The 23,157-nt window shown below is 65.0% G+C and carries 23 protein-coding genes and 1 pseudogene; 19 read left to right on the forward strand and 5 right to left on the reverse strand.

Translation table 11 applies throughout. The features are described from left to right. Positions 1 to 2 precede the first annotated feature (2 nt). The 5 genes from ACTXGA_RS02885 to tig all read left to right on the forward strand — a co-directional run bounded on the left by ACTXGA_RS02885 (position 3) and on the right by tig (position 5,199). Complete coding sequence (locus tag ACTXGA_RS02885) at positions 3 to 923, forward strand: glycosyltransferase family 2 protein (protein ID WP_443391624.1); 921 nt, start codon at positions 3 to 5, stop codon at positions 921 to 923. A 10-nt stretch (positions 924 to 933) separates the two neighbouring features. Then, entirely contained in the window at positions 934 to 1,926 is a 993-nt protein-coding gene (locus ACTXGA_RS02890; protein WP_443391625.1) for a glycosyltransferase family 2 protein, read from the forward strand. A gap of 26 nt (positions 1,927 to 1,952) precedes the next feature. Continuing rightward, positions 1,953 to 2,954 carry a glycosyltransferase family 4 protein gene (locus tag ACTXGA_RS02895; RefSeq protein ID WP_443391626.1) on the forward strand — a complete coding sequence of 334 codons (1,002 nt, stop codon included), beginning with the start codon at positions 1,953 to 1,955 and terminating at the stop codon, positions 2,952 to 2,954. A gap of 90 nt (positions 2,955 to 3,044) precedes the next feature. After that, positions 3,045 to 3,770 (forward strand): sulfotransferase-like domain-containing protein, encoded by a 726-nt coding sequence (locus tag ACTXGA_RS02900; protein WP_443391627.1) that lies wholly within the window; start codon positions 3,045 to 3,047, stop codon positions 3,768 to 3,770. A gap of 103 nt (positions 3,771 to 3,873) precedes the next feature. Continuing rightward, on the forward strand, positions 3,874 to 5,199 hold the full coding sequence (tig, locus tag ACTXGA_RS02905) for a trigger factor (RefSeq protein ID WP_443391628.1): 1,326 nt from the start codon (positions 3,874 to 3,876) through the stop codon (positions 5,197 to 5,199). Between the two features lie 80 nt (positions 5,200 to 5,279). Here tig and ACTXGA_RS02910 read toward each other — a convergent pair whose 3' ends face one another. Continuing rightward, positions 5,280 to 6,167 carry a GntR family transcriptional regulator gene (locus ACTXGA_RS02910; RefSeq protein ID WP_443391629.1) on the reverse strand — a complete coding sequence of 296 codons (888 nt, stop codon included), beginning with the start codon at positions 6,165 to 6,167 and terminating at the stop codon, positions 5,280 to 5,282. A 411-nt stretch (positions 6,168 to 6,578) separates the two neighbouring features. Here ACTXGA_RS02910 and ACTXGA_RS02915 point away from each other — a divergent pair, with 411 nt between their 5' ends. The 9 genes and pseudogenes from ACTXGA_RS02915 to acnA all read left to right on the forward strand — a co-directional run bounded on the left by ACTXGA_RS02915 (position 6,579) and on the right by acnA (position 16,185). Then, entirely contained in the window at positions 6,579 to 7,568 is a 990-nt protein-coding gene (locus ACTXGA_RS02915) for a Bug family tripartite tricarboxylate transporter substrate binding protein (RefSeq protein WP_443391630.1), read from the forward strand. A gap of 65 nt (positions 7,569 to 7,633) precedes the next feature. Beyond that, the gene (locus tag ACTXGA_RS02920) at positions 7,634 to 8,065 is read left to right on the forward strand and encodes a tripartite tricarboxylate transporter TctB family protein (RefSeq protein WP_443391631.1); all 432 of its coding nucleotides are present in this window, start codon (positions 7,634 to 7,636) and stop codon (positions 8,063 to 8,065) included. A 12-nt stretch (positions 8,066 to 8,077) separates the two neighbouring features. Continuing rightward, entirely contained in the window at positions 8,078 to 9,640 is a 1,563-nt protein-coding gene (locus ACTXGA_RS02925) for a tripartite tricarboxylate transporter permease (protein WP_443391632.1), read from the forward strand. Positions 9,641 to 9,742: 102 nt separating this feature from the next. Continuing rightward, positions 9,743 to 10,816: an isocitrate/isopropylmalate dehydrogenase family protein gene (locus ACTXGA_RS02930; protein ID WP_443391633.1), complete on the forward strand. Its 1,074-nt coding sequence runs from the start codon at positions 9,743 to 9,745 to the stop codon at positions 10,814 to 10,816. A gap of 78 nt (positions 10,817 to 10,894) precedes the next feature. Next, a complete protein-coding gene (locus tag ACTXGA_RS02935) occupies positions 10,895 to 11,572 on the forward strand; it encodes an aspartate/glutamate racemase family protein (protein WP_443391634.1) in 678 nt (225 codons plus the stop codon). Beyond that, positions 11,572 to 12,858 (forward strand): 3-oxo-tetronate kinase, encoded by a 1,287-nt coding sequence (otnK, locus tag ACTXGA_RS02940; protein ID WP_443391635.1) that lies wholly within the window; start codon positions 11,572 to 11,574, stop codon positions 12,856 to 12,858. The genes ACTXGA_RS02935 and otnK overlap by 1 nt, the downstream gene beginning before the upstream one ends. Next, positions 12,855 to 13,079 (forward strand): hypothetical protein, encoded by a 225-nt coding sequence (locus ACTXGA_RS02945; RefSeq protein WP_443391636.1) that lies wholly within the window; start codon positions 12,855 to 12,857, stop codon positions 13,077 to 13,079. Before otnK ends, ACTXGA_RS02945 begins: the two co-directional genes overlap by 4 nt. A gap of 7 nt (positions 13,080 to 13,086) precedes the next feature. Next, entirely contained in the window at positions 13,087 to 13,560 is a 474-nt protein-coding gene (rraA, locus tag ACTXGA_RS02950; protein WP_443391637.1) for a ribonuclease E activity regulator RraA, read from the forward strand. 19 nt (positions 13,561 to 13,579) lie between these two features. Continuing rightward, positions 13,580 to 16,185 (forward strand): annotated as a pseudogene (gene acnA / locus ACTXGA_RS02955) (aconitate hydratase AcnA). 166 nt (positions 16,186 to 16,351) lie between these two features. Here the strand turns inward: acnA and ACTXGA_RS02960 are convergent. The 4 genes from ACTXGA_RS02960 to rpsF form a co-directional block, all read right to left on the reverse strand. After that, entirely contained in the window at positions 16,352 to 17,773 is a 1,422-nt protein-coding gene (locus ACTXGA_RS02960) for a homospermidine synthase (RefSeq protein WP_443391638.1), read from the reverse strand. A gap of 209 nt (positions 17,774 to 17,982) precedes the next feature. Continuing rightward, positions 17,983 to 18,609: a 50S ribosomal protein L9 gene (gene rplI, locus ACTXGA_RS02965; RefSeq protein WP_443391639.1), complete on the reverse strand. Its 627-nt coding sequence runs from the start codon at positions 18,607 to 18,609 to the stop codon at positions 17,983 to 17,985. A gap of 12 nt (positions 18,610 to 18,621) precedes the next feature. Beyond that, on the reverse strand, positions 18,622 to 18,849 hold the full coding sequence (rpsR, locus tag ACTXGA_RS02970) for a 30S ribosomal protein S18 (RefSeq protein ID WP_005982441.1): 228 nt from the start codon (positions 18,847 to 18,849) through the stop codon (positions 18,622 to 18,624). A 22-nt stretch (positions 18,850 to 18,871) separates the two neighbouring features. Beyond that, positions 18,872 to 19,249 carry a 30S ribosomal protein S6 gene (rpsF, locus tag ACTXGA_RS02975; protein WP_443391640.1) on the reverse strand — a complete coding sequence of 126 codons (378 nt, stop codon included), beginning with the start codon at positions 19,247 to 19,249 and terminating at the stop codon, positions 18,872 to 18,874. Positions 19,250 to 19,527: 278 nt separating this feature from the next. Between rpsF and ACTXGA_RS02980 the strand changes: the two genes are divergently transcribed. From ACTXGA_RS02980 to ACTXGA_RS03000, 5 genes are all read left to right on the forward strand, one after another. After that, positions 19,528 to 19,770: a hypothetical protein gene (locus ACTXGA_RS02980; protein WP_443391641.1), complete on the forward strand. Its 243-nt coding sequence runs from the start codon at positions 19,528 to 19,530 to the stop codon at positions 19,768 to 19,770. A gap of 95 nt (positions 19,771 to 19,865) precedes the next feature. Next, positions 19,866 to 20,807 (forward strand): ACP S-malonyltransferase, encoded by a 942-nt coding sequence (fabD, locus tag ACTXGA_RS02985; RefSeq protein WP_443391642.1) that lies wholly within the window; start codon positions 19,866 to 19,868, stop codon positions 20,805 to 20,807. 52 nt (positions 20,808 to 20,859) lie between these two features. Further along, positions 20,860 to 21,597: a 3-oxoacyl-ACP reductase FabG gene (gene fabG / locus ACTXGA_RS02990; protein ID WP_443391643.1), complete on the forward strand. Its 738-nt coding sequence runs from the start codon at positions 20,860 to 20,862 to the stop codon at positions 21,595 to 21,597. A gap of 221 nt (positions 21,598 to 21,818) precedes the next feature. Continuing rightward, entirely contained in the window at positions 21,819 to 22,052 is a 234-nt protein-coding gene (locus ACTXGA_RS02995) for an acyl carrier protein (protein WP_443391644.1), read from the forward strand. A 184-nt stretch (positions 22,053 to 22,236) separates the two neighbouring features. Continuing rightward, positions 22,237 to 23,148: a glycerophosphodiester phosphodiesterase gene (locus ACTXGA_RS03000; RefSeq protein WP_443391645.1), complete on the forward strand. Its 912-nt coding sequence runs from the start codon at positions 22,237 to 22,239 to the stop codon at positions 23,146 to 23,148. The last annotated feature ends 9 nt before the right edge of the window (positions 23,149 to 23,157 follow it).

The following is a 23,157-nucleotide window of genomic DNA, read 5'->3' on the forward strand; positions in this document are numbered from 1 at the left end:
CCATGACCCGCTTTTCCATCGTGATCCCGGCTTACAACGCCGCCGCAACGATCCTCGAAACGCTGGACAGCCTGCTGGGCCAGAGCTTCGACGACTTCGAGATCCTCGTCGTTGACGACGGATCCCCGGACGAGACCTGTGCCCTTGTGCGCACCTTCGCCCGCACCGACCGCCGCATCCGCCTGCTGGCCAACCCGGGCAAGGGCCCCAGCGATGCCCGCAACTTCGGCGCGGCGCAGGCCAAGGGAGAGATCATCGCCTTCTGTGACGCGGATGACCTGTGGGAGGCGAACAAGCTGCTGACACTGGCCTCTGCGTTCTCTGCTGGCACCGGCGATGCGCTCTTTGGCCAGATCGGGTTTTTCAACGACGACCCGCAGGCGCTGACCACGCTGTCCACCGTGCCAGCCGGGCGCGTAGGCATCCAGATGCTGCTGGGGGAAAACCCGGTCTGCACCATGTCGAACCTCGCCGTGCGCCGTGACGTGTTCATGGCGCTTGGCGGGTTCCGCCCGGACATGGTCCACAATGAAGACCTCGAATGGCTGATCCGCCTTGTCGGCGAAGGCCACGCACTGGTCGGCATCGACAGCTTGATGGTGCGCTACCGCGCCAGCGCTGGCGGCCTCTCGGCCGATCTGGACCGGATGCGCCGGGGCCGCGAGCAGGCGCTCACCACCGCGCGCCGCTATGGCATTTCCCCCGACGCCCGCTCCGAGGCGATCCACCTGCGCTATCTCGCACGCCGCGCGCTGCGGTTGAACCACCCGCCGGCCACCGCCTGCCGCCTTGCGGCGCAGGGGCTGGCCATGGCGCCGCGTGCCTTTCTGACGCCGCTGCGCCGGGGCGGGGCCACCGCCGCCGCCGCCTTTGCCGCCCCCGTTCTTCCTGGCGCCCTGCGCCGCAGCCTGTTCGCAAACTGAGGAACCCGCCATGCCCCTTGCTTCGATCGTCGTTCCCGCCTTCAACGCTTCGGCGACCCTGCCGGAAACCCTGCGCTCGCTGAGGGCCCAGACCTACCGCGACCTTGAAATCATCATCGTCGACGATGGCTCCACCGATGAAACGCCGCAAATCGCAGAGGATTTCGCCCGTGAAGACGCGCGCATCCGCATCGTGTCGCAGGTCAACCGGGGCCTCGCCGGCGCACGCAACAGCGGCATCCACGCGGCACGCGGCGAATTCGTCGGCTTCTGCGACGCGGATGATCTCTGGGCGCCGGGCAAGCTGAGCGCCCATGTGCTGCACCTGCAATCCGCGCCCGAGGTCGGCCTCAGCTACGCGGGCTCGCGCCTGATCGACACCGAAAGCCGTGACACCGGCCACGCCCAGACCCCGCGCCTGAAGGACATCACCGCCGCACATGTGCTCAAGCGCAACCCGATCGGCAATGGCTCCTCCCCGGTGTTCCGCCGCGAGGCCCTGCAATCCCTGGCCTATCGCCCGCATTTCGAAATGTTCCGCGACTGGGTCTTTGACGAATCCTTTCGCCAGTCCGAGGACATCGAATGCTGGATGCGCCTGTGCCTGACCACCGACTGGAAGGTCGAAGGCGTGGCGGGGCTGCTGACCTCCTACCGGATCAATCCGGGCGGCCTGTCGGCCAACACCGCCAAGCAGCTCGCCTCGTGGGAGCGGATGGTGGCCAAGCTGCGCCCGATCGCTCCGGCCTTCTTTGCCCGCCACGAACGGGCCGCGCGCGCCTACCAGTTGCGCTACCTCGCGCGCCGCGCGGTCAGCGATGGCGATGGCGCCAACGCGCGCAGCCTCGCCAACCGTTCAATGCGCCAGTCCCGCGCACCGCTGACCGAAGAACCGGTCAAGACCCTGACCACGCTTGCCGCCGGAACGGCACTCAGCCTTGCCGGTCCCGGCCTTCTGACCGCCGTCAAGCGGTTCCACCCCGGCCTTCGCGCCATTCGCTGATCGTAACGATGACCAAGGAGTTTGCCATGACCACCCGTCCCACTGTACTTCACCTCATCGACGACAGTACCGCTGGCGGCGTGATGCGCGTTCTCGACCATATCAGCTCCAGCCCGCTGATGGCGGCCGCAGCCGATCACCGCATCATGCAGGTTTCGCGCGGCAAGCCGCTGCCGCAGGTCCGGGCCGATGTCATCGTCTCGCACCTGACCATCAACTGGCGCATGCTGCCCGCGCTGATCCTGTTCCGCGCGCGCCACGCCAATACGCCGCTGATCCATGTCGAACACAGCTATACCAGCGCCTTCACCGCGCTGAACGTCACGGCCCGGACCCGCTTTCAGACCTTGCTGCGCACGGCATATGCCCTCTTTGACAAGGTGGTCGCCGTCAGCGCGACTCAGGCGATGTGGATGCGGATCCGCGGGCTGGTCGGCGCCGGGTCGCTGCATTTCATCAACCCGGTCGTGGCGCTGGACGGGTTCCGTGCCATGCCCGCGCCGCAGGGCCCGCTGCGCACCATCGGCGCCATCGGCCGTCTGGACCGGCAAAAGGGGTTTGACGTGCTGATCCCGGCCTTCCGCGCGCTTGAAGGCAGTAACCTGCGGCTGGAAATCTTTGGCGAAGGTCCCGAGCGCGCACAGCTCGAGGCGCTGGCCGCCGGCGACTCGCGCATCGTCTTTCACGGTCACGCCGGCACGCCCGAGGCGGCGATGGCCGCGGTTGACGTGGTCGCCATGCCCTCGCGCTGGGAGGCCTTCGGCCTCGTCTCGCTAGAGGCCCGCGCCGCGCGCCGCCCGCTGCTGACCTCCGGTGTCGACGGGCTGGCGGACCAGAGAGCCGGGCAGGTGACGCAGGTCAGCGGCCATTCCGTCGAAGAATGGACTGCCGCGCTGGATCGCCAGCTGAGGACCGGAACGAACAAGAATGTGGAGGACCCGACCAGCGATGCCGAGACGCGCTTTGCCGAAGGCTGGGGGCAATTGCTGGACGAGGTTCTGGGGTTTGAGGTGAAACAAGTAGCCTGAACCAAGCCCCTCGACGCGGGCGCCATTTCGGCGCAAAACCGGCGACATGACACACACAGAGACCACCACTCACGGGTGCGGGGGACCGGCATGAACATTGCCTGCTGGTCCGGTCCGCGCAATCTCTCGACCGCGCTCATGTACGCCTTCGGTGCCCGCGCCGACTGCGGAGTCTGGGACGAACCCTTTTATGCCGCTTATCTCGATCGAACCGGGATTATCCATCCCATGACGGACGAGATTCTTGCGGCGGGCGACGCCGACCCCCTCGAGGTCGCCCGCCGTTGTGCCGCGCCCGATCCAAAGGGCGCGGCGCATTTTTATCTCAAGCTGATGACACAGCATCATTTGCCGGGCGACAGTCTGGACTGGGGGGCAGGGGCCGCGCATGTCTTTCTGATCCGCCATCCGGCGCGCGTGCTGGCCAGCTATGCCGCCAAGCGCGAGAACCCGACGCTGGACGACATCGGCTTTGTCCAGCAGGCGCAGATCTACGACGAGGTCCGCGCCCGCGGCTGGCCGGTGGCTGTGATCGACAGTTTCGATATCCGCCGCGCGCCGGAAGCCGCGCTGCGCGCCATGTGCGCCGCCATCGGTCTGCCCTTTGACCCCGCCATGCTGTCCTGGCCTGCGGGCGGTCACCCGGACGATGGCGTCTGGGCGCCGCATTGGTACGACGCGGTCCACCGCTCCACCGGGTTTGCCGATCCAGAGGGCCCATTGCCGCCCGTCGCAGCGGAGCTTGAGGCCGTCCATGACGCCGCGTTGACGCCTTATCGGCACCTGCAGGCCAATGCCCTGCGGATTGACGCCTGAATCCGGCTTGCACCGGGGCGGATCGGGCAATAGAAGGTGCCGAATTCGCAGATCACACACGCGCCCCGGACTCCGGGGCGCTTGACCATTCGAGGGAAGAGACATGCAGGTCACCGAGACGCTGAAAGAGGGCCTCAAGCGCGGCTACGCCATCACCGTGACGGCGGCCGAGCTGGACGAGAAGGTCGCCGAGAAACTGAAAGAAGCCCAGCCCGACATCGAGATGAAGGGTTTCCGCAAAGGCAAGGTGCCGATGCCGCTGCTGAAAAAGCAGTTTGGTCAGCGCGTTCTGGGCGAAACCATGCAGGAAGTCATCGACGGTGCCATGAACCAGCACTTCGAAGATTCCGGTGAACGCCCGGCGCTCCAGCCCGAGGTCAAGATGACCAACGAGGACTGGAAAGAGGGCGACGACGTCCACGTCGAGATGTCCTACGAGGCGCTGCCCGAGGTGCCCGAGGTCGACATGACCGGCGTCAAGCTGGAAAAGCTGGTCGTCAAGGCAGAGGAATCGGCTGTCGATGAGGCGCTGGAATCGCTCGCCAAGACCGCGCAGGACTTCGAAGACAAGGACGGCGCGTCCGAGGATGGCGATCAGGTCGTGATCGATTTCGTCGGCAAGGTCGACGGTGAGGCATTCGACGGCGGCTCCGCCGAGGATTACCCGCTGACGCTGGGCTCCGGCTCGTTCATCCCCGGCTTCGAAGAGCAGCTGGTCGGTGTGTCCAAGGGCGACGAAAAGGCCGTCGAGGTCAATTTCCCCGAGGAATACGGCGCAGAGCATCTGGCCGGCAAGGCCGCCGTCTTTGACGTGACCGTCAAGGGCGTGAAGGCCCCCAAGGCCGCCGAGATCAACGACGAGATGGCCACCAAGTTCGGTGCCGAGGATCTCGACAGCCTCAAGAACCAGATCCGTGAGCGTCTCGAAGCCGAATATGCCGGCGCCGCCCGTCAGGTGATGAAGCGCGCGCTGCTGGACAAGCTGGACGAACTGGTCACCTTCGACCTGCCGCCGAGCCTTGTCGAGGCCGAGGCCAAGCAGATCGCCCACCAGCTGTGGCACGAGGAAAACCCCGACGTGCAAGGTCACGATCACCCCGAGATCGAGACCACCGAAGAGCACAGCAAACTGGCCGAGCGCCGCGTGCGCCTTGGTCTGCTGCTGGCTGACGTGGGCCAAAAGGCCGAGGTCGAGGTGTCCGACGCCGAGATGACCCAGGCGATCATGAACCAGGCCCGCCAGTACCCGGGTCAGGAGCGCGAATTCTTTGACTACGTGCGCCAGAACCCCGGCATGCAGCAGCAGCTGCGCGCCCCGATCTTCGAGGACAAGGTCGTTGACCACATCGTCGAAAAGGCCGAGGTGACGGAAAAGGAAATCTCCAAGGAAGACCTGCAAAAAGCGGTCGAGTCACTGGACGACGAATAATCGTCACCCCCTTGAGAAGACAAAGCAAAAGCCGCCCCTCGGGGCGGCTTTTTCGTACCCTGCGGGCGCAACGCGCGCCGTCAATCCCACTCGATCGGTGACTTCTTCCGCAGCGCCCCGCCAAGGTGCTGCCGCATGGCATAAGACGCCTCGATCAGCTCCCCGCGCGCCACGAGGTCGAGGATCTCCAGATGTTCCCGGCACTGGATCGCCAGCCGCTCTGGATCGACCTTGGCGCGGTATTCCATCAGGCGCCGCATCCGGTTCACCCGCACAAGCGCGGTGTGAAAATAGGGATTGCCGCACATCTTGATCAGTTCCTCGTGGAACTCGGACCCCTTTTCCAATCGGTTGAAGGTGGGAATCCGCGTCGTATCGCTGTCGAGGATCCGCAACTGATCGGCGCGCAGTTTCTCGATCACGCTGTTGGAGATCTTGAACCCCGGCTCAAGGATCGCCGCCGGTTCGATCACCATCCGGAACCGATAGACCTGATCAAAGCCTTCCGGCGTCTTCGCGACCGGCAACAGGGACCAGCCATAGCCCTGTTTGCGTTCGGCCCAGCCCTCGTGGCTGGCCCTATGCAGGATTTCGTTCACACCCGCCTTTGTCAGGCCATAGCGGTCGCGCAGCATCTGTTCGGTCACGTCAGCGGGGATCCGGTCATCCAGCCAATCCTCGGCAAAGCGGATGTAGGGGTCGCTGGGATCGTCCACCGGCGTGCCGTTGTTGACGTCAAGGCTGCGCCTGCGCGACGCCTCGGTGACAAAGTAGCCCCGGTTCTTTTCCCGCTGCAGGATCGCCTGATCTTCGAGCAGGGTCAGCGCTTCGCGCACGGGCGACCGTGACACCCCGAATTCATCCGCAACCTTCTGGGCGCTCAGATGCGCGCCGGGCGCAAGTACGCCAGAGGCGATCCGCCCGGCGATGGTCTCTGCGATGGATTTTGGCAGGGATGAGGTTTTCATTCTGGTTTCACCTGTCGAGAGGTCCATTGGCTCTGAAATCCGATTTTATGGCACTATGAAGCGCATAAAGCCAATCCGCGTCAACCCGGCCCGCCCGTGACCGGCCCCATTGGGCGTGGCGGATGCAACTTGGCCCTGATTTTTGCCAACAGGTGGCTTTTCAGCGTGTCAGAGAGGCCTTTCAACGCCAAAAGAGCCAAATTTCGCCAAGGGTGTTCAGCTTTGGCCCCATCCTAAAACCAAACGTAATCAGCCGGTTGTCCTTGTTTTATCTGCGTCTGGTGCTGTCAGTCCACCAGATTCCGTTCAAAAACCACAAAATTCAGATTGGCTTTTAAAAGTTAAAGATGCAATCTGCATCGCGAAGTGAGGATTCGCTTCGCACTGTTTACGCACAGGGAGGAACCACCCATGATCAAGAAAACCCTCAAGCTGGGGGCCGTCGCGCTTTTCGCCGCAACGGGCGCCTTCACCGCCGCGCAGGCGCAGGATTTTCAGCCCGAAAACCCCGAATGCATCGCGCCGTCCAACCCCGGCGGCGGTTGGGATTTCATCTGCCGCACCACGGCAAAATTCCTGTTCGACCTCGGCATCATCGACGACTCGATGCAGGTCACGAACATGTCCGGCGGTGGCGGCGGCGTGGCTTTTGCCCATGTCACCAAGGAACGCAATGACGATGACGCCCTGATCGTGGCGGCCTCAGTCAGCACCACGGCGCGGATCGCGCAGGGCATCTACAAAGGCGCGACACCCGATGACATCCACTGGCTGGCGACCTTCGGCGCGGAATACGGCGCCATCGCCGTTCCGGCGGATTCGCCCTACACCTCGCTGACCCAGATGATGGACGCCATCAAGGCCGACCCGAAATCGGTCGGCATCTCGGGCGGGTCCTCTGTCGGCAGCTATGATCACATCAAGCCGATGCTGCTGGCCAAGGCCGCAGGCATCGAGGATGTCACAAGCCTGAAATATGTCGCCTATTCCGGTGGCGGCGAGGCGATGACCGGCCTGCTGTCCGGCGCGGTCGAGGCGCTGTCGGGCGATTTCTCGGAAATGCGCGGCTTTGTCGATTCCGGCGACATCAAGGTGATCGCGATCCTCGCCCCCGAACGGATCGAGGCCTATCCCGACATCCCCACCGCCAAGGAGCAGGGCTATGACGTGGTCGGTGCCAACTGGCGTGGTCTCTACATGCCCAAGGGCGCCTCGGACGAGGCCAAGGAGTTCTGGAAGAACGCCATCATGAAGATGACCGAAGACGAAGGCTTCAAGGCCGCGCTGAAGGCGCAGACCATCGAACCGTTCAACAACTTCGGCGATGACATGCAGGTGTTCGTCGACGGCAACCTTGCCGACATCACCCAGATTTCCAAGGAAATCGGCATCATCAAGTGATGCCTGACCAGAGGCTGCCCCGGTGCGGGGCGGCCTCATCCGAAGTTGCTTCATGGGAGGACTAAATGAGCGACCGTATCTTCGGAGGTGTCGGGCTGGCACTTGCCGTGTTCTACATCTGGGCCGCATCCATCATCGAACTCAGCTTTATGGTGGACGTCATCGGGCCGCGGACGTTCCCCTACATTGTCGGCGCCATTCTGGGCATCAGTTCGGTCTACTTTCTGCTGAAGCCCGACCCCGAACCCGAATGGCCGGTCATGGGCGACCTGGCAGAGGTCGGCATGGCCGGGGCAGTGATGTTCCTTTACGGCTGGGTTCTGTCCGATCTGGGTTTCATCATCTCGACCGTCTTCGCCACCGCCTACCTGACATGGCGTCTGGGGACCAAGCCGTTGGGCGCGCTTGTGACCGGCGTTGCGACCTCTGGCGGGATCTACGTTGTCTTTCACCTGATCCTTGGCCTGTCGCTGGCCAAGGGGCCGCTGGGCTTCTGAGGGGGAAAGACATTGGAAACTCTTGCAAATCTCGGCGACGGCTTTGCCGTGGCCTTCACCGCGCAGAACCTGTTTCTCGCACTTCTGGGCTGTTTTCTCGGCACGCTCATGGGGGCCTTGCCCGGCCTTGGTCCCGCCAATGGCGTGGCCATCCTGATCCCAATCGCCTTTTCGCTGGGCCTTGGCCCCGTCGCCTCGCTGATCCTGCTGACCTCCGTTTACTACGGCGCGATGTACGGCGGGCGGATCAGTTCGATCCTGCTGAACATCCCCGGCGATGAACCGGCCATGATGACCTGCCTCGACGGCTATCCGATGGCCTTGCAGGGCAAGGCCGGTGAGGCGCTGTCGCTGTCGGGCGTGGCCTCCTTTGTGGGCGCGTTCTTTGCGACATGGGGGCTGGTCCTGCTGGCGCCGCAACTGGTCAAGATCGCGCTGCTTTTCGGCCCGGCGGAATATTTCGTGCTGTTCACGCTGGCCTTTGCGACGCTGGGCGGGATCTCCTCCACCAACCAGGCGAAATCGGCCTTTGCCGCCGCCCTTGGCCTTGGCATCGCGATGATCGGCAGCGACTCGCAGACCGGCTCGCAGCGGTTTACCTTCGACCATATCCACCTGTTCGACGGCATCGACTTCCTGATCGCCATCGTCGGCCTGTTTGCCATCAGCGAGGTCTTCATCTTCCTAGAGGCGCACAAGGGCGGCGCGGCCGCTGGCAGCACCGCCGCCACCAAGATCGGGCGCATCATGCCCGACTTCCGAGAGTTGAAACGCTGCATCCCCACCATGGGCCGCTCCACCGTGATCGGTTTCCTGTCCGGCGTCCTGCCGGGGGCAGGGGCCTCGCTGGGATCGTTCCTGTCCTATTCGATGGAAAAGGCCGTGGTCGACCCGGATGGCAAGACCTTCGGCAAGGGCGATCCGCGCGGTGTGGTGGCACCCGAGGTGGGCAACAACGCCGCCTCGGGCGGGGCGCTGGTGCCGATGCTGGCGCTGGGTGTGCCGGGCTCGGGCACCACGGCGGTCCTGCTGGCCGTGCTGCTGCAACTGAACATCACCCCCGGCCCCTTGCTGTTCCAGAAGAACCCCGATGTGGTCTGGGGCCTGATCGCGGCCCTGTTCATCAGCAACTTCATGCTGCTGGCTCTGAACATCCCGCTGGTCGGCCTGTTCACCCGCGTCCTGCTGGTGCCGACCCGGATTCTGATGCCGGTGGTCGCGATGGTGTCCTTTGTCGGGATCTACGGCATCACCGGATCGACCTTTGACGTCATGCTGATGGTCGGTTTCGGCCTTGCGGGCTGGGTGCTGCGCAAGCTTGACGTGCCGCTTGTCCCGATCATCCTCGGCATCCTTCTGGGCAACGAGATGGAGGTGAACCTGCGCCGCGCCCTGACGGTGTCGGATGGCGACTGGTCGATCCTCGTGGGCAGCCCGCTGGCCATCATCCTCTGGCTCATCGCCATCACCGGCTTCGTGCTGCCGATGGTCCTTGGCCGCAGGGTCAAACGCCAGATGAAGGCCAAGCGCGAGGACCTGCAGGACGACACCGGCCCGGAACAGATCGGCGACTGAGCCGCCAGAACAACGAATTTACCCGCCCGGGCCGCTCCGGGCGGGATGACAAGACACGGCCCCGAAACACGGTTTCGGCCCGCTATTCGAAGGAGACAAACAATGCGTATCATGACCCTGCCATGTGACGGGATCGGACCAGAGATCATGGCGGCGACCCTCGACGTGGTCGAAGCGACCAACCAGAAGTTCGGCCTGGGGCTCACGTTTCACGAAGAGATGTCCGGCTTTCCCAGCCTCGAAAAATACGGCATCACCCTGCGCGAAGAGGTGCTGGACCGCGCGCGGACAGACTTTGACGGCGTGATCCTCGGCACCCAGTCGCACATGGATTACCCGCCCGTCGCCGAAGGCGGGCGCAACGTCTCGGCAGGCTTTCGCATCGGCCTCGACCTGTACGCCAACGTGCGTCCGGCCCGCTCGCGCAGCTTTCTGCAATCCAAGGCTCCCGGCATGGATCTGGTCATCATGCGAGAGGCGACCGAAGGCTTCTACCCCGACCGCAACATGTTCAAGGGCGTGGGAGAGATGATGCCCGACCCCGACATGGCCCTGTCGGTGCGCAAGATCACGCGCCATGGCTCCATGCGGATCTGCCGAGAGGCGTTCAAGCTGGCGATGCAGCGCAAGAAAAAGGTCGCCGCCATCCACAAGGCGAATTCCTTCCTGATGACGGACGGGCTGTTTCTCGAATGCTTCCGCGCGGTGGCCAAGGACTTCCCCGAGGTCGAGACAGAGGAACTGATCGTCGACGCCTTTGCCGCCCTTCTGGTGCGCAAGCCCGAAACCTATGACGTGGTGGTGGCGACCAACTTCTACGGCGACATCCTGTCGGACCTCGCGTCCGAACTGTCTGGCAGCCTTGGCCTTGCCGGGTCGATCAACGCCAACGCCGAAACCGGCCTTGTCTGCGCGCAGGCGCAGCACGGATCGGCCCCGGACATTCAGGGGCAGAACGTCGCCAACCCGACCTCGCTGATCCTTTCGGCGGCCATGATGCTGACATGGCTGGGCGAACAACGCGACAACGCCAAGCTCATGGCCGCAGGGGCGGCAATCACCGAGGCGGTGGACAGGGTTCTGGATGACCCGGCCAAACGGACCCGTGACCTTGGCGGCACGGTAAATTGCGACAGCTTCGGCAAATTTGTTGCCGATGCGGTCACGGCTGGCTGAAACCCTCCTATAGTCAGCCACACCCGGATGGCGCTCCGACGCCGGGGCGCCATCCACTCGAACCGCAGGTGTCCATTGATGTCCCATCCCCCAAGGCTCGTGCTGATCCACGCCACGCGACTGGCGATGGAGCCGATAGAAACCGCCCTTCGCGCCAACTGGCCCGAGGTCGAGGTGCTGCCCATCCTCGAAGAGGGGCTGTCCATCGACCGGGCAAAGCCGGAGGCTTGCGACGCCGATCTTGACCGGCGGATCGTGGCGCTGGCCCGCTATGCAGAGGGGCTGCATCCTGACGGCATCCTCTATACCTGCTCTGCCTTCGGCGCCGGGATCGAACAGGCCGCGCGCAGCTCTCCCGTGCCGGTGCTGAAGCCGAATGAATCCATGTTCAAACAGGCGCTGGCATTGGGCGACCGCGCCGTGATGATCTATACCTTTCCGCCTGCCGTGGCCGGAATGGAGCAGGAGTTCCGTCACGATGCCGCCGCCTTGCGCCCCTCCGCCACCATCCGCTCGGTGCTGGCCCCCGGCGCGCGAGAGGCGCTTCAGGCCGGGGACGCGGCGGAACACGACCGCATCATCGCGGCCACCGCCGCCGCCGTGCAGGACGCCGATGTGATCCTGCTTGCGCATTTCTCGATGGCCCCGGCGGGCCCGGCCTGCCGTGCTGTGACCGCCTTGCCCGTGCTGACCAGCCCAGAGGCTGCTATTGCGGAGATGAAGCAACTGATAGCCGACAGAAAGGAGACCGCCTGATGCTGATCGGTGTGATCGCGGATGATTTCACGGGCGCAAGCGACATCGCCAACACCCTTGCCAAGGGCGTCGCACCCGAAGGCGGATTGCGGACGGCGCAGTTCTCCGGCATCCCGACCGGCCCCGCGCCAGAGGGGGTCGAGGCCGGGGTGATATCGCTCAAGAGCCGCTCGGCCCCGGTGGCGCAGGCGGTGGCGGATTCGCTGGCCGCGCTCGACTGGTTGCGCGCGCAGGGCTGCGTGCAGATCGTCTTCAAATATTGCTCGACCTTCGATTCCACGCCCCAGGGCAATATCGGCCCCGTGGCCGAGGCGCTGGCCGCCGCGCTGGATGCAAAGGGGGCGGTGGTCTGCCCGGCCTTTCCGACGGCGGGGCGCACCATCTATCAGGGGCATCTCTTTGTCTTCGACAAGCTGCTCAGCGAAAGCGGGATGCAGAACCATCCGCTGACCCCGATGACGGACCCGGACATTCGTCGCTTCCTTGGCCTGCAATGCAAGGCCCCCGTCGGCCACGTCGCACAGGCGCAGGTCGCGAAGGGGGCAGGGGCGGTGGCCGCCGCGCTGCAGGATGAGGCGGCCAGGGGCGCCACGCTCTGTGTCGTCGATGCCATCAGCGACGGTGACCTGCTGACCATCGGTGAGGCCTTGGCCGATGCCCACTTTGTCACCGGCGGCTCCGGCATCGCGCTTGGCCTGCCGCGCAATTTCATCCGCCGGGGACAGGCGGGCGGCGCATCCAGCCCCTTCACCCCGCTGACCGGCCCCGAGGCGATCCTTGCCGGTTCCTGCTCCGGGGCGACACGCGGGCAGATCGACACGCACGCCAAGGCGCATCCGGTGCTGGCCATCGACGTGCCCCGCGTGATGGCCGGTGAGATCACCGCCGACACGCTGGTCGATTTCATGGCGCAGAACATAGGCAAGGCCCCGCTGGCCTATTCCTCCGGCACACCGCAGGAGGTGCGCGCCCTGCAGGACAGGTTCGGCCGCGAGGCCGTGTCAGCCGAGCTGGACGCGCTCTTTGCCGACACCGCGCGCGCCCTTCTGGCACGCGGCTACAACCGCCTGATCGTGGCGGGCGGCGAGACCTCCGGCGCGGTGGCGCAGGCCGTGTCGGCCACGCTCGACGCGCCCGCCATGGTGATCGGCCCCGAAATCGACCCCGGCGTGCCGGTCCTGACCATCGGAACGGAATCCCCCGTCGCGCTGGCGCTGAAATCGGGCAACTTCGGCGCGCCGGACTTCTTTGCCAAGGCGCTCAGCGTCATGGCAGGACAGCAATGACCCCGGACGAAAACCAACTCCGTCACGACATGGCGCACCTCTGCCGCTCGCTGTTTGAGCGCGGTTTTTCCGTGGGCACGGAGGGCAATGTCTCTGCTGTCTGCGCGGCAGAAGAGCTTGAGGAAACCGCCAAGCCGCTTGTCGCCCTGCGCGGCGTGCCAACCCGGCTCCTGTCAGACGATGACGTGGCCGACCTGAAATCCACATTCGGAACCATCTGAGGGCCTCATGAAAACCGCCGACCTGATCGACAGCCACGCAAGCAAGCTGACGCTTGTCCACCTCCCGTTCCGCAAATTCGGCGCGAAACCGCATTTTCGCGGCCAGATCCAGACCGTGAAATGTTTCGAGGACAACACAGAAGTGCGCGCACAGCTGGAAACCCCGGGACAGGGCCGCATCCTCGTGGTCGACGGCGGCGGTTCCACCCGCATCGCCCTGCTGGGCGACATGCTGGCCGAGCTGTCGATCCAGTCCGGCTGGGCCGGGATCGTCATCAACGGCGCGATCCGCGACAGCGCGGAAATCGACACCATCGACCAGACGGTCTTTGCGCTGGCCACCTCTCCGGTCAAAAGCGCCAAGGAAGGCTGGGGCAAGGTCGGCTGCCCGATCAGCTTTGGCGGCGTCGCCTTCCGGCCCGGCGGCTGGCTCTACGGCGATGCCGACGGCGTGCTCTACAGCGACGAAGAACTGGGCTGACGGGGGCCAGACACCCAAGATGAAAACAGAGATCGAGATCAAGACCCCGGCGGAGCCGCTGCGGGTGACGGACCTGCGCGGCCTCATGGGTGCGCGCCTGGGCCACCTGCCGCATGTGCTGCGCCTGCTGGCAGAGAACCACATCCGCACGACAGGGCAAGTGGCCCCGCTGCTCAGCGCGCTGGACGACTGGTGCGCAGGGCGCGCCGCGCCCTTCGAATTCACCTTTCAGCCCAACCGCCTCTTGATGCACGATACCACCTGCACACCGGCGCTGGCCGATATCGCCGGGCTGAGGGACGCTTTGGCAGAGGCCGGGCAGGATCCGGAACGCCTGTCCCCGCTGCTGCCGGTCGATGTCTCGGTCGATCACTCCCTTGCCGTGGACCGCTATGCGCGCCCGGACGCCCTGACCATCAACAGCCGCAATGAAATCCGCCGCAATGCAGAGCGTTACGCCTTTCTCAAATGGGCGGCGCAAACCATGCAGAACGTGCGCGTGCATCCCCCCGGCACCGGCATCATGCACACGATCAACCTTGAACAACTGGCAACCGTGCTGGAAATCACCCGCGACGGGCGCGCGTTTCCCGACATGCTTTTGGGCACCGACAGCCACACGCCCATGATCAACGGGATCGGGGTTCTGGGCTGGGGCATCGGCGGGCTGGAGGCGGAAAGCGTCATGTTCGGTCAGCCGGCTACGCTGTCCATGCCGCAGGTGGTGGGGGTGCGCCTGACCGGGGCCCTGCCGGTCGGCGTGCTGTCCACCGATCTGGCGCTGGAGGTGACGCACCAGTTGCGCCGCCTTGGCGTGGCGGGCCGCTTTGTAGAGTTGTTCGGGCCGGGCGTGGCCAGCCTCTCGGCGGATGACCGGGCCGTGGTCGCCAACATGGCGCCCGAATATGGCGCCACCACCGGGTTCTTCCCGGTAGATGCGGCAACGGTCGCCTATCTGACCCGTACCGCACGCCCGCACAGCCTGACCCGCCTGATCGAACCGGTGTTCCGCGCCATGGGCCTGTGGTTCGACCCCGATCAGACGCCGCGCTTTGACGCGGACATCACCATCGACCTTGCCGCGCTACGGCCCCTGATCGCCGGTCCGCGCCGCCCGCAGGACCGCCGCCCCCCCGCCGAGGCCGCGCCATCTGTCGAAAAGGCCATTGGCCGACGGCTGCAGGCCCCCCCGGCAGAGGGGTGCACGGTGCCCGATGGGGCCATTGGCGTCGCCGCGATCACCAGTTGCACCAACACCTCCGATCCGCGTCTGCTGATGGCCGCCGGTCTGCTGGCCCGCAAGGCGCGGGCGCGCGGCCTGCGCCCCCCGCATTGGGTCAAGACCTCGCTTGCGCCAGGTTCACCCTCGGCGGCGGACTACCTCACCCGCGCCGGACTGCTGGAGGATCTGTCGGCGCTGGGGTTCGGCATCGTCGGGTTCGGCTGCACCACCTGTATCGGCAACTCCGGTCCCTTGCCGGAGGTCATCGAAACCGCCTTGGCTCAGGGCAGGGCGATCGCGGCCGTTCTGTCAGGCAACCGCAACTTTCCCGGCCGCGTCCACCCAAAGCTCGACCTGGGGTTTCTGACCTCGCCGCCGATGGTGGTCGCCTTCGCGCTGAAAGGCGACATTCGCGGCGACATCCTGTCCGCGCCCTTGGGGCATGACGGGACGGGCGCACCTGTGACACTGGCCCAGATCTGGCCGACAGAGGCAGAGATCGCCGCCGCCATGACCACGGGTTTCCGTCCCGGCGACGTTCCGGCGCGCTTTGCGCAATCCAGCCGCAGCACCCAGTGGGACAGGATCGATGCCCCCGCGCAGGCCCGTTTCCCATGGGACCCGGCCTCGCGCACCCTGCGCCGTCCGAAATACACATCCACGATAGAGGCGGGAAAACTGGGCCGTTACAGCGCCGCGCCCCTGATGGTCCTTGGCGACGACATGACCACCGATCACATCTCCCCGGCGGGTTGGATCGACCCGAACAGCGATGCAGGGAAATGGCTGATCGCCAACGGGGCCGATCCCGCGGACCTCAATGTCTATGCCTCCTATCGCGGCAATTGGCAGGTGATGGTGCGCGGCGCCTTCACCAACCGGTTGGCCCATAACCTTCTGGCGCCAGACCTGCCGCCCGCGCATACGACGCTGGCGGATGGCAGCGTCCTGCCGGTGTTCGGGGCCGCCGCGCGTCTGGCGGACAGCGGCACCTCCGCGATCCTGCTGGCCGGAGAGCGCTACGGCATGGGCTCCAGCCGCGACTGGGCGCCAAGAGCGTCGCCCTGCTGGGTGTCCGCGCCATCATCGCGCGCAGTTTCGAACGCATCCACCGGTCCAACCTGATCGGAATGGGGGTGCTTCCGCTAGAGATTGCCGATGGTTTCATCCCCAGGGACGCCAATATCCGCCCCGACACCCGCTTTGAGATCGACGTGCCCGCAGAGGCTTTGGTGCCTCGCGCTCTGTTCGATGTGACACTGACGGGGGGCGGCGCGCCTGACTGGGTGATCCGCGTCCGCGCCGCCGTAGAAACCGCGTTCGAGGTCGCCTGCCTCCGCCAAGGCGGAATTGTCCCCACCATGATCGCAAAAGCGCGGAACTGGGACGGCAAAACTGCCTGACCGTCTGTCGAATTCCGGGGCCACAGAGTCCGGAAATCACCTCTTCCGGACCGGCTCTTTCTAAACAAAGGATGAATTTGTCCCTGTAACCCCTTGATTCTGCATTCCCCCTAACCTGTCCACGCGTGGACACCCGGCGCGACGTCCCCCGCCGCGCCGGTCCGGATCAGCTTGCCAGCACGTTCCGAAACAGCCAGGGATCGCTCTCGTCGATATCCTCGGGGAAATGCTCCCACCGGTCCTGAAGCGGCGTCCAGTCGGTGTAATGCGCCTCCACCGGGCCAAGGTAGGGCCGCTGCACCTCAAGGCACCGCGCGTGGTCCATCTCGTCCGTCTCGACGATGCCCGCGCCCGGATTCTCCAGCGCCCAGACCATCCCCGCCAGCACGGCCGATGTCACCTGCAACCCCGTCGCGTTCTGATAGGGTGCCAGGTCCCGCGCCTCATCGTTCGACAGCCGAGAGCCGAACCACAGCGCGTTCTTCTCATGCCCGAACAGCAGCACGCCCAATTCGTCGATCCCCTCGACGATCTCGTCCTCGGTGAGGATGTGATGCTTTTGCTGCTGCTTGCCCGACCCGAACATCTCATGCAGCGACAGCACCGCATCATCGGCGGGGTGATAGGCATAATGGCAGGTCGGGCGGAACTCCGGCGCGGCCCCTTCACCGACGGTGTAATAATCCGCGATGGATATCGCCTCGTTATGCGTGACGAGGAAACCGAACTGCGGCCCCGGCGTCGGACACCATGTATGCACGCGGGTGATCGCGCCGGGCCGTTCCAGCCAGATCCCCGCCTGACAGCCGGTCTCATGCCGGTGGCCATTCTCCGGGAACCACGTCTCATGCGTGCCCCAGCCCAACTCTGCGGGCTGGAACCCCTCGGCGATGAACCCTTCCACCGACCATGTGTTCACAAAGACATTGCGCGGACGGGGCAGGCGGCGCGCCTGTGTGTCCCGCTCGGCGATGTGTACGCCCTTGACGCCCAGGGACTGCATCAGCTTGGCCCATCCCGCGCGATCCGCGGGCACCGTCGCATCGCGCCCGGTGTCCCGCGCCAGCGTCAGCAGCGCCTCCTTGACGAACCAACTGACCATGCCGGGGTTCGCCCCGCAGCAGCTGACCGCCGTGGTGCCGCCGGGATTGCGCGCCTTTTCATCCCGCACTGCCTGACGCAGCGCATAATTGGTGCGCGCGGCGTTGTCGGTGGTGCCAAAGTAATAGCCCTCCCAGGGTTCGACCACGGTGTCGATATAGGGCACCCCGATCTCACGGCAGAACTTCATCAGGTCCAGAGAGGAGGTATCGACCGACAGGTTCACGCAGAAGCCTTTGCCCTCCGGGAACAACCCTCCCAGCACCTCGCGGTAGTTATCGGGCGTCAGGGAAACCTGCAGGTGGTTCAGCTTGTGCTGGCGCAGGAAATTGGCCTGCCGGGCGTCCGGTTCGATCACTGTCAGCTTGTCGGCGTCATAGTCGAAATGACGTTCGATCAGTGGCCAGACCCCCTTGCCGATGGAACCGAAGCCGATGATCACGATGGGGCCGTCGATCCGGCCGTACACAGGGTAGTCTTGGGACACGCGCGTCTCCTTGCAGGGGTTTCCCTTGGTTTAGGCGTCATCGCGCGGCAAGGCAAACCCGTGTCGGATCCGGGTTCCGCCGATCAGGGGGATTGCTTGCCGCAGGACGGCGGGGATTGGCGATACCCGGGCCCAATGCTCCCGCCCAAAAAAAAAGACCCCGCATCCTGCGATGCGCGGTCCTTGTTTCGGTCTGCCGTGGGGCAGGATCAGTCGTCGTCGCCTTCGGCGGCATCTGCGGCCGGACGGGTCGGGACATCGCCCTCGTCGTCGTCCGATGCGGCGCTGCCGAGGTCGTCGAACAGCTGGCTGACTTCGAAATCGGCCTGTGCCTCTTCCTCGGCTGCCAGATCCTGGATGGATTTACCGGACTGCTGCAGTTCGGCCTCTTCGGGCGAACGGGCAACGTTCAGGGTGATCGCAACCATGACCTCGGGGTGCAGGTGCACCTCGACTTCGTGCAGGCCCAGCTCCTTGATCGGGGTCCGGATCAGAACCTGCTTGCGGTCGATGGTGAAACCTTCGGCGGTGGCAACTTCGGCGGCGTCACGGGTGGTGACGGAGCCGTAGAGGTTGCCGCCGTCGGACGCCTGACGAATCACGACGAACTGCTGTCCGCCGAGACGCTCTGCCAGGGCCTCGGCCTCTGTCTTGGTCTCAAGGTTGCGCGCTTCGAGCTGAGCTTTCTGCTCTTCGAACTGCGCGATGTTTTCCTTGGAAGCGGTCAGCGCCTTGCCCTGCAGAAGCAGGTAGTTGCGCGCGAAACCGGGCTTGACGTCGACGACGTCGCCCATCTGGCCCAGCTTGGCCACACGTTCGAGAAGGATGACTTGCATTGCTCGTACTCCTTACTTCACGGCGTAGGGCAGCAGGGCGAGGAAGCGGGCGCGCTTGATGGCGCGGGCCAGTTCACGCTGCTTCTTTGCCGAGACGGCGGTGATGCGCGAGGGGACGATCTTGCCGCGCTCGGAAATGTAGCGCTGCAGCAGACGGGTGTCCTTGTAGTCGATCTTGGGTGCGTTGTCGCCCGAGAAGGGGCAGACCTTGCGGCGGCGGAAAAACGGTTTTGCAGCCATGGTTTAGCTCTCCTTCTTCAGATTACGAACGGGGGCGGCGGTCGCCACCGCGGCGGTCGCCACGGTCACCGCGCTCATCGCGCTTTTGCATCTGGATCGAGGGGCCTTCGGCGTGCTCGTCGACCTTGATGGTCAGAACGCGCATGACGTCGTCATGCAGGCGCATCAGGCGTTCCATTTCCTGAACCGCGTCGGCAGGCGCGTCGGTCTTCAGGAAGGCGTAGTGGCCCTTGCGGTTCTTGTTGATCTTGTAGGCCATGGTCTTCACGCCCCAGTACTCGGATTCGACGACCTTGCCGCCGTTGTCCGTGAGAACCGTGGAGAAGTGTTCGACAAGGCCTTCGGCCTGCGCGTTGGACAGATCCTGACGCGAGATAAAGACATGCTCGTAAAGCGGCATGTGCACTCCATTTCTATCAAGGCGCATTTCATAGGGCAGGGGCCAGTGTCCCTTCGCGCCCTGCCCACGAGAGACTGCGCGGGTAAACGTCGTTGCGAAGAGAGCGCTCCGTATACACGGATCTGGCTCGCGCGCAAGAGCCGGAACTTGTCTCTGGATCGCCCCTGCCGCGCCCCATTCCGGGCACAATCTGAGGGTTATTAATGGTTAACGAAAGATGAACCCTGAATTGAACCCCGAGACGAACCGGGCGCAAGCCTACCAGCGGAGATCCTGACATGGCCCTGACCGAAATGACCCCCAGCGAACAGGCTTGTGAAACCGCAACGGATGCCGCCGGTCTGGCGCCCCTGCTGCGTCTGGTCTTGGGCGCGGCGCTGGTTCTGGCCTCACTGGGGCTGTGGCTGGCTCCGGGCGCCGCGATCGCCCCGTCGATGGTTCTGTTCAAGCTCGGCGCCTCCATCGGCATGATGACCTGGGGCCTCGGCCTGTTCTCGGGGGCGCTGGAACAGCGCGTCTGATCCCGAAAACCCCGCCCCTCCAACGCCAGATGATTGCGCCCCGGCGCGCAGACCGTTAAGCCCTGTCAAACGGAACATCATGGCGAGGAGTGGGTATGAGCCGCGCATTCATCTTTCCCGGACAAGGGGCGCAGACGATTGGCATGGGCAAGGATCTTGCCGAGGCCTACCCGGCGTCCCGCGCCGTCTTCGACGAAGTCGACGAGGCTCTGGGCGAAAAGCTCTCTTCCCTGATCTGGGAAGGTGAGATCGAAACCCTCACCCTGACCGAAAACGCGCAGCCAGCGCTGATGGCGACCTCGCTCGCCGCCATGCGCGCGCTGGAGGCCGAAGGCATCACCATCGACGCCGCCGCCTTTGTGGCCGGTCACTCGCTTGGCGAATATTCTGCCCTCACCGCCGCTGGCGCCCTGACCGTGGCCGATGCCGCGCGGCTGTTGCGCAAGCGCGGGCAGGCCATGCAGGCCGCCGTGCCGGTGGGCGTCGGCGCGATGGCCGCCCTGTTGGGACTGGACCTTGAGGCCGTGCGCAAGGTGGCCGCAGAGGCCGCTCAGGGCGAGGTTGTCGCCGCAGCCAATGACAACGACCCCGCGCAGGTGGTCATCTCCGGCCACAAGGCCGCCGTCGAACGCGCCTGTGAAATCGCCAAGGCGGCGGGCGCCAAGCGCGCCGTCATGCTGCCCGTCTCCGCGCCGTTCCACTGCGACCTGATGCAGCCCGCCGCAGAGGTCATGGCCGAGGCGCTGGATGCCGTCACAATCACCGCCCCCGCCGTGCCGGTCGTCGCCAATGTTCAGGCCGCGCCGGTCAGCGATCCAGACCAGATCCGTGCTTTGCTCAAGGCGCAGATCTGCGGCGCTGTCCGCTGGCGCGAATCCGTGGCCCGCATGGCAGAGGACGGCGTGACCGATTTCTGGGAAATCGGCGCGGGCAAGGCGCTCTCCGGCATGGTCCGCCGCATCCACAAGCCCGCCACCGTGCGCAACATCGGCTCTGCCGCGGATGTGACCGCCGCCGCAGAGGCCGCCAAGGGCTGAGGCCAAGGACCAAAACCTGCGGGCCCAAAGACGTCTAGAAAGGGAATTAGCCATGTTCGACCTGACCGGAAAGAACGCATTGATCACCGGCGCCTCGGGCGGCATCGGCGGCGCCATCGCCAAGGCGCTGCACGGCGCGGGCGCCACCGTGGCCCTGTCGGGCACCCGCGTGGAACCGCTCGAGGCGCTGGCCGCCGAACTGGGCGACCGCGCCCATGTCCTGCCCTGCAATCTCAGCGACGCCGAGGCCGTCAATGCCCTGCCGAAACAGGCGGCAGAGGCGATGGGCAGCGTCGATATCCTCGTGAACAACGCCGGGATCACCCGCGACAACCTCTTCATGCGCATGTCAGAGGATGAATGGGCCAGCGTGCTGGAGGTCAACCTCACCTCCACCTTCCGCCTGTGCAAGGGCGTGCTGCGCGGCATGATGAAATCCCGCTGGGGCCGCATCGTGAACATCTCTTCCGTCGTCGGCGCCACCGGCAATCCGGGGCAGGGCAACTATGCCGCCGCCAAGGCGGGCATGATCGGCATGTCCAAATCGCTGGCCTATGAGGTCGCCAGCCGCGGCATCACCGTGAACGCGGTTGCGCCGGGCTTTATCGAAACCGCGATGACGGACAAACTGACCGATGATCAGAAAAGCGCGATCCTGACGCAGATCCCCACCGGACGCATGGGATCGCCCGAGGAAATCGCCGCCAGCGTGTTGTTCCTTGCCAGCGCCGAGGCCGGCTATCTGACCGGCACCACCTTGCACGTGAACGGCGGTATGGCCATGTTGTGATAGCGCTGGCGGCCTGTTGCATCGCGGCATGGGAAAGCGTTTGCCATCCTTTCCGCCTGTGTTATAGGCCCCCCAGATTCTTTGCCGGAGCCCCGTTCGCGGGATTCTAGGCGCACCCGGAACCACCGGGAGATCGAGCCGCCCGCAAGGGCACCAGACGCCACGCCACGGGGCAGGGCAAAATGGGCCGAAAGGTCCGACAGAACTTGTGAGGAAGAAACATGAGCGACATCGCAGATCGCGTGAAGAAGATTGTGGTCGAGCACCTGAGCGTCGAAGAAGAAAAGGTGACCGAGCAGGCCTCGTTCATCGACGATCTCGGCGCCGACAGCCTTGACACCGTGGAACTGGTCATGGCCTTCGAAGAAGAGTTCGGCATCGAGATCCCGGACGACGCAGCCGAAACCATCCAGACTTTCGGCGACGCGGTGAAATTCATCTCCGAAGCTCAGTAAGTCTTACGTCATTTCATGACGACGTCTGGCGGCGCTCCTATCCGGGGCGCCGCTTTTCGTTTGTCTGCCAGGTGGATTTCGATCCGTCGTTCCCGCGCCGCCCTTTGACCCCGGTCAAGGCCGGCCCGGCCCTGCGGCTCTAACATCCCGTGCAGATGCAATTGGGAAGAGGGGGACAGGGACCATGCGGCGCAGAAACGTGATCCTTGGCGTGGCGGCGCTTTGCGGTTTTGGTCCGGCGGGCTTTGCGCAGGTCTCCCTGTCCGATCGCCTTTCAGGAACCTCGCCGCCTTTGGTGATCGCTCATCGCACTGCCCAAATGGGGGACGCCCCGGAAAACTCGCTGCTGTGGATTCAATACGGCATCGATAGGGGCGCGGACATGCTGCACATCAACATGCAGCTGACGGCGGATGGCGGCTATATCCTGATGCATGACCCGACGCTGAACCGGACGACCGATGTTGAAAGCATCTATCCCAAAGGCCCGCCCGGCGGACCCAGCCGCGCCGCGCGGGGCGGCAAGGATTATGTGCGGGACTACACGCGGGATCAGATCGCAAGGCTGCGGTTGGCCGATGGTGCCGGGGGCTATGCCCTGCCTGTGCCGACGTTGGATCAGGCCCTGTCGCTGGCACAGGGGCGCGTCCTGCTGGCGCTGGGGCTGAAAACCTATGAGGTCGACAGCCTTGCGCCTGTGTTGCAACGGCATGACCCGTCCAACCTCATGCTGTTTCAACTCTACGTCTCCGGCACGGATCAGGGACAGCTGCGGGATCTGGCACAGAGGACGGGTGTGCCCGTGGGCGCCGTTCTCTACCGCTCGCGGGATTACGCGGCGGACCTTGCCGGGTTGCAGGCGCAACTGCCCGGCGCCCTCAGGATTGTCTTTGTCCGCAGTCGCGGCCTGACGCCCGATTTCGTGGCACAGGCCCGGTCGGCGGGGGTGACCCTCGCGGTCTCCGGCTGGTCCTCGGGTGAGGATTTCGCGCTGACGGAAAACGGCGATCCGCAGCCGTGGCAGCGGGTGCTTGATCAAGGCCTGTCAGTCCTGACCTCACGCCCGGATGACCTGCTTGACTTGATGGGGCGGTGAGGCCGCGCC

The sequence above is a fragment of the Antarctobacter jejuensis genome (assembly GCF_052266595.1).
In the GTDB taxonomy this organism is placed as follows: Bacteria; Pseudomonadota; Alphaproteobacteria; order Rhodobacterales; family Rhodobacteraceae; genus Antarctobacter; species Antarctobacter jejuensis.

What these genes read in the sequence shown, in the direction of transcription:
- ACTXGA_RS02910 (WP_443391629.1), bottom strand. Translation starts at nt 6,167, where the DNA reads ATGAAAACCTCATCCCTGCCAAAATCCATCGCAGAGACCATCGCCGGG.
- rpsF (WP_443391640.1), bottom strand. Translation starts at nt 19,249, where the DNA reads ATGCCGCTTTACGAGCATGTCTTTATCTCGCGTCAGGATCTGTCCAAC.
- ACTXGA_RS02900 (WP_443391627.1), top strand. Translation starts at nt 3,045, where the DNA reads ATGAACATTGCCTGCTGGTCCGGTCCGCGCAATCTCTCGACCGCGCTC.
- ACTXGA_RS02945 (WP_443391636.1), top strand. Translation starts at nt 12,855, where the DNA reads ATGACCCCGGACGAAAACCAACTCCGTCACGACATGGCGCACCTCTGC.
- ACTXGA_RS02890 (WP_443391625.1), top strand. Translation starts at nt 934, where the DNA reads ATGCCCCTTGCTTCGATCGTCGTTCCCGCCTTCAACGCTTCGGCGACC.
- rplI (WP_443391639.1), bottom strand. Translation starts at nt 18,609, where the DNA reads ATGCAAGTCATCCTTCTCGAACGTGTGGCCAAGCTGGGCCAGATGGGC.
- ACTXGA_RS03000 (WP_443391645.1), top strand. Translation starts at nt 22,237, where the DNA reads ATGCGGCGCAGAAACGTGATCCTTGGCGTGGCGGCGCTTTGCGGTTTT.
- ACTXGA_RS02935 (WP_443391634.1), top strand. Translation starts at nt 10,895, where the DNA reads ATGTCCCATCCCCCAAGGCTCGTGCTGATCCACGCCACGCGACTGGCG.
- ACTXGA_RS02930 (WP_443391633.1), top strand. Translation starts at nt 9,743, where the DNA reads ATGCGTATCATGACCCTGCCATGTGACGGGATCGGACCAGAGATCATG.
- ACTXGA_RS02895 (WP_443391626.1), top strand. Translation starts at nt 1,953, where the DNA reads ATGACCACCCGTCCCACTGTACTTCACCTCATCGACGACAGTACCGCT.
- otnK (WP_443391635.1), top strand. Translation starts at nt 11,572, where the DNA reads ATGCTGATCGGTGTGATCGCGGATGATTTCACGGGCGCAAGCGACATC.
- ACTXGA_RS02915 (WP_443391630.1), top strand. Translation starts at nt 6,579, where the DNA reads ATGATCAAGAAAACCCTCAAGCTGGGGGCCGTCGCGCTTTTCGCCGCA.
- rraA (WP_443391637.1), top strand. Translation starts at nt 13,087, where the DNA reads ATGAAAACCGCCGACCTGATCGACAGCCACGCAAGCAAGCTGACGCTT.
- ACTXGA_RS02885 (WP_443391624.1), top strand. Translation starts at nt 3, where the DNA reads ATGACCCGCTTTTCCATCGTGATCCCGGCTTACAACGCCGCCGCAACG.
- fabD (WP_443391642.1), top strand. Translation starts at nt 19,866, where the DNA reads ATGAGCCGCGCATTCATCTTTCCCGGACAAGGGGCGCAGACGATTGGC.
- ACTXGA_RS02980 (WP_443391641.1), top strand. Translation starts at nt 19,528, where the DNA reads ATGGCCCTGACCGAAATGACCCCCAGCGAACAGGCTTGTGAAACCGCA.
- ACTXGA_RS02995 (WP_443391644.1), top strand. Translation starts at nt 21,819, where the DNA reads ATGAGCGACATCGCAGATCGCGTGAAGAAGATTGTGGTCGAGCACCTG.
- rpsR (WP_005982441.1), bottom strand. Translation starts at nt 18,849, where the DNA reads ATGGCTGCAAAACCGTTTTTCCGCCGCCGCAAGGTCTGCCCCTTCTCG.
- ACTXGA_RS02920 (WP_443391631.1), top strand. Translation starts at nt 7,634, where the DNA reads ATGAGCGACCGTATCTTCGGAGGTGTCGGGCTGGCACTTGCCGTGTTC.
- tig (WP_443391628.1), top strand. Translation starts at nt 3,874, where the DNA reads ATGCAGGTCACCGAGACGCTGAAAGAGGGCCTCAAGCGCGGCTACGCC.
- fabG (WP_443391643.1), top strand. Translation starts at nt 20,860, where the DNA reads ATGTTCGACCTGACCGGAAAGAACGCATTGATCACCGGCGCCTCGGGC.